At 43.7% G+C, this 3,836-nt stretch carries 4 protein-coding genes; 3 read left to right on the top strand and 1 reads right to left on the bottom strand.

Translation table 11 applies throughout. From position 1 onward, the window contains the following. Positions 1-4: 4 nt before the first annotated feature. Entirely contained in the window at positions 5-904 is a 900-nt protein-coding gene (locus AB4238_RS22040) for a 1,4-dihydroxy-2-naphthoate polyprenyltransferase (RefSeq protein ID WP_372035734.1), read from the bottom strand. Between the two features lie 451 nt (positions 905-1,355). On the opposite strand from AB4238_RS22040, the gene AB4238_RS22045 reads away from it, so the two are divergent. The 3 genes from AB4238_RS22045 (at position 1,356) to AB4238_RS22055 (ending at position 3,627) form a co-directional block, all read left to right on the top strand. Continuing rightward, positions 1,356-2,255 (top strand): SDR family NAD(P)-dependent oxidoreductase, encoded by a 900-nt coding sequence (locus AB4238_RS22045; RefSeq protein ID WP_372035735.1) that lies wholly within the window; start codon positions 1,356-1,358, stop codon positions 2,253-2,255. A gap of 63 nt (positions 2,256-2,318) precedes the next feature. Further along, the gene (tesB, locus tag AB4238_RS22050; RefSeq protein WP_372035737.1) at positions 2,319-3,188 is read left to right on the top strand and encodes an acyl-CoA thioesterase II; all 870 of its coding nucleotides are present in this window, start codon (positions 2,319-2,321) and stop codon (positions 3,186-3,188) included. Between the two features lie 37 nt (positions 3,189-3,225). After that, complete coding sequence (locus tag AB4238_RS22055; RefSeq protein WP_372035739.1) at positions 3,226-3,627, top strand: YbaY family lipoprotein; 402 nt, start codon at positions 3,226-3,228, stop codon at positions 3,625-3,627. Positions 3,628-3,836: the final 209 nt, after the last annotated feature.

The following is a 3,836-nucleotide window of genomic DNA, read 5'->3' on the forward strand; positions in this document are numbered from 1 at the left end:
GCGATCAAATCTTTATACTAATTGGTATAAGCAAATCAATGATTAGTCCGATGCTAAATAAGGCACTGAAGATCATCGTGAGTTTTGCCGTACGACCAAGTAAAGGATTAAGCGCTGCGCCTGTCACCTCGTTAAAGTCTCTACACAAAGTGCGGGCTAAGATAAAAGCTAACCCGGCGAGTAGCACTGGCATACCAGGCAGTACACCCATTAAAAAGCCAGTGATTATGATTGCAAAAGGCATATAGACAAAGCTTTGATAAAAAATACGCGCTTGGGCTAAACCAAGGCGCACTGCCAAAGTCTTTTTACCGGCCTTAATGTCAGTCTCCATATCTCGGGTGTTATTGACCAGCATGATGGCTGCATTTAAGAAGCCAATGGCAGAACCGAGCAACCAAGCACTGCTGCTGGTTTCAGCTGCTTGTAGAAAGTAACTGCCAACTACAGCAACCAGTCCGAAAAAGACGAATGCAGCGACTTCACCTAAACCATGGGAGGCAAGAGGGTAGGGACCGCCGCTATAACCTAAAGCACCTAATATTGCAGCCACCGCAAGAAATGCTATTGGCCAACCACCATGCGCGATTAAGAACGATCCCACAACCAATGCAAGTATCAGACATAAAGCCATCGCATTACGTACTGCATTTGGCGACAACATGCCACTTTGAGTGACTCTAACGGGCCCTAGACGTTCATCAGTATCCACACCGCTTTTATAATCAAAATAGTCATTGGCTAAGTTAACTGCGACCTGCAATAGTACAGCACAAAGCATCGATGTTATCGCGATAAACCAACTGAACTGCTCTAGCTGTAACGCTAGAACATTGCCGACCAAAAGAGGTCCTATAGCCGCAGGTAAAGTACGAGGGCGTATTGCTAATATCCAAGGATTCATTATTTATTTTTACTTTACAAAGAGATACATCGACTGATTGCAATGTAACAAAAGGAGGTATATCACATATGATAGCAAGATTAGCGGCATCTAAAAAGTGGATTTTTTGTCAGCAATTACGTCCAAGTTAACATTATTGTCAACTTAAGGCTCTGGTCTGCTTAGCCATTTGAAATTTTAGAGCTAGCGCACACTTGTGCCCTAGTATTGTATGCAATATTGAGCAACGTGCTTAAATATACTTGTTCAGCATTCGTTTCTGAATACTTTAAGCCATTGTTTGTGTTACAGGGAAGTGGCCTACGTCCAAATCGGTTGTAACTGCAAATTTTAAGATATCGAAAGTGATTACGAGTCTCATAAAGATCTCGTATCTTCGTAGCACTGCCAATCTAGTGTATTGAAGCCGCTTGAGTGTGAAACCAAAATTTAGATGTTTGAGGGCTAGGACATGCGTTTTGAAGAGCAAGTTGCCATTGTTACGGGCGCTGCGGCGGGTTTAGGACGAGCTTATGCAATCGCTTTAGCAGAGCGTGGTGCAAAGGTGGTTATTATTGATAATGAACCACTATCAGCTAAAGACTCTGGATTACGCAGTTGTGCCAATGCCATCATCACTTTAGGCGGGGAAGTTCAACTTTACTGCCTCGACATCAGTGATTCTGCAGCTGTAAACGGCATGGTTGATGAAGTGATATCAACCTGGGGGAAAGTTGATATTCTAATCAATAATGCGGGTATTCATCACCCGTGTCCCTTTGAACAGTTAAGTGAATCTACTTGGAAGCGTCAATTTGATGTTGATGTAAACGGTAGTTTTAACCTGACTAAAGCTGTGTGGCCAAGCATGAAGCGCAGTGGTTACGGCCGTATTATTATGACCTGTGCCAGTTCAATTTTTGGCGATGTCTATGAAACAAGCTTTAGCGCCAGCAAGATGGCCTTGATAGGGTTGGTCAATAGTCTTCACTTAGAAGGGCAAGAGTTCGATATTGCGGTCAATACTATTACGCCCCACGCGGTTACTCAAATGACAGCAGAACATTTAGCACCTACCGTTAGACCTCTATTCTCAAAGACAACCGTACTATCGGCAGTGCTCTATTTATGCAGTAGTAAAAGCCCGTCAGGCAAACATATACTGGCCGCTGCAGGGGGGATCAGTCAGGCTGAAATTATCGAGTTTTCCGGCAGTCGCTTTACCGCTGAAGAGTGCACACCAGAGGTGATCCATAGCCGTTGGGGGGATATCCATCGGGCGAAGCCTTATCGCAGTCGATCATCGGGGGAAGCACAAGTGCTTGCTTGGGCTAAAGCTTCTGCGGAACAGCGTGATATTGAGTTAGAGTAAAACTAGCGAGGCGAGGCGAACTTGAGTTAAGCTAGCGCTAATAGTCTCAACTTTTAGGTTCCGATGAGTCAAGTATTAGATGATCTTCTCGCGCTACTTTCCTTAGAAAAAATTGAGGAAGGGTTATTTCGAGGCCAAAGCCAAGATCTCGGTTTTGGTCACGTTTTTGGTGGTCAAGTTATGGGGCAAGCGTTAAGCGCAGCCAAACAGACCGTTTCTCCTGATCGCAAGGTGCACTCCTTACACTCCTATTTCTTACGTGCCGGTGATGAAAAACTACCGATTATCTATGACGTTGAAATAATGCGTGATGGTGGCAGCTTCAGTGCTCGTAGAGTCAAAGCCATTCAGAAAGGCCGACCTATATTTTATATGACCTGTTCTTTTCAAGTATTTGAAGAAGGTTACGATCATCAAGCTAAAATGCCTGAGGTTGAAGGTCCTGAAGGGTTACTTAATCAGCAAGAGCTGGCGATGACATTGCAAGATAAAGTGCCAGCCAAAATGCTTGAAAAGTTCATGGCTGACACGCCAATAGAGATGCGTTTAGTTGACCCGTGTAACCCAATGGCCCCCAAAGTGACTGAACCAGTGCGTCATGTTTGGATCAGAGCAAACGGAAAGGTGCCAGAGAATCTCTGTGTACATGATTACCTTTTAGCTTATGCATCGGACTTTAATTTTCTAGTGACAGCAGCACAACCCCACGGCGTATCTTTTTTAACGCCAGGGATGCGGATGGCGACTATCGATCATGCGATGTGGTTTCACCGACCGTTCGATTTAAGCCAATGGCTGCTTTATAGTATTGAAAGCCCGAATGCGAGTGGTGGGCGTGGCTTTGTTACTGGAAAGTTTTTCAATCAGCAGGGGCAATTAGTTGCATCAGCCACCCAAGAAGGTCTTATTCGTATGACCAGTAAAGATAAATAATTACAGAAGTTAACAATATGATATTCAGGAAGAGACAATGATTACTGCATTAAAGAAGTGGACTGTTTTATTGTGCTTAATCGCATTAACGGGCTGTGTAACTGTTGAAGATGTGCCACCTGTTATGGTCAATGGTGCAGCGGGTTACTTAGAGAAAATAGCGCTACCGCAGGGGAGCTCTATTACAATAGCAATCATCGATTTTGATACTCCAGGCTCCATCATTGCCCAGAAAAGTTTTGATATAGTTAGAGCACCAGTGCCTTTTAAGTTTCTGTTACCAGCAGATACTATTGATAGTGCTATTAACTATGGTGTTGTCGCGATGATTAAGTATAAAGGCCAGGTTATTTTCCAAACTTATGATCGCTTCCCTGTCATCAACAATGACAAGTTCACGACTGAAGTGCTCATGAAAGCGGTGCCATCACCAAGATAGAACGATAATGTTAATCAAGGAGCTACGGCTCCTTTTTTATTGGATTACATTTAATTGCTAGGCTGTTATAGCAATTGCATTAAGTATTTGACCCGTTCAGAGCCCTCAATCTTTTCAATTCAAAACGCATTGGTAAAGAAATGGTTATTCGCTTTTAAGCCAATGCAAAGCAGAAGCGGAAAGACAGAGAGGCTCACGTAGTGCGGCTT

The sequence above is a fragment of the Shewanella sp. 10N.286.45.A1 genome (assembly GCF_041470405.1).
GTDB lineage: Bacteria > Pseudomonadota > Gammaproteobacteria > Enterobacterales > Shewanellaceae > Shewanella.

Excerpts from the sequence above, each read along its gene's own strand:
- AB4238_RS22040 (WP_372035734.1), bottom strand. The coding sequence starts at position 904 with ATGAATCCTTGGATATTAGCAATACGCCCTCGTACTTTACCTGCGGCT.
- AB4238_RS22045 (WP_372035735.1), top strand. The coding sequence starts at position 1,356 with ATGCGTTTTGAAGAGCAAGTTGCCATTGTTACGGGCGCTGCGGCGGGT.
- tesB (WP_372035737.1), top strand. The coding sequence starts at position 2,319 with ATGAGTCAAGTATTAGATGATCTTCTCGCGCTACTTTCCTTAGAAAAA.
- AB4238_RS22055 (WP_372035739.1), top strand. The coding sequence starts at position 3,226 with ATGATTACTGCATTAAAGAAGTGGACTGTTTTATTGTGCTTAATCGCA.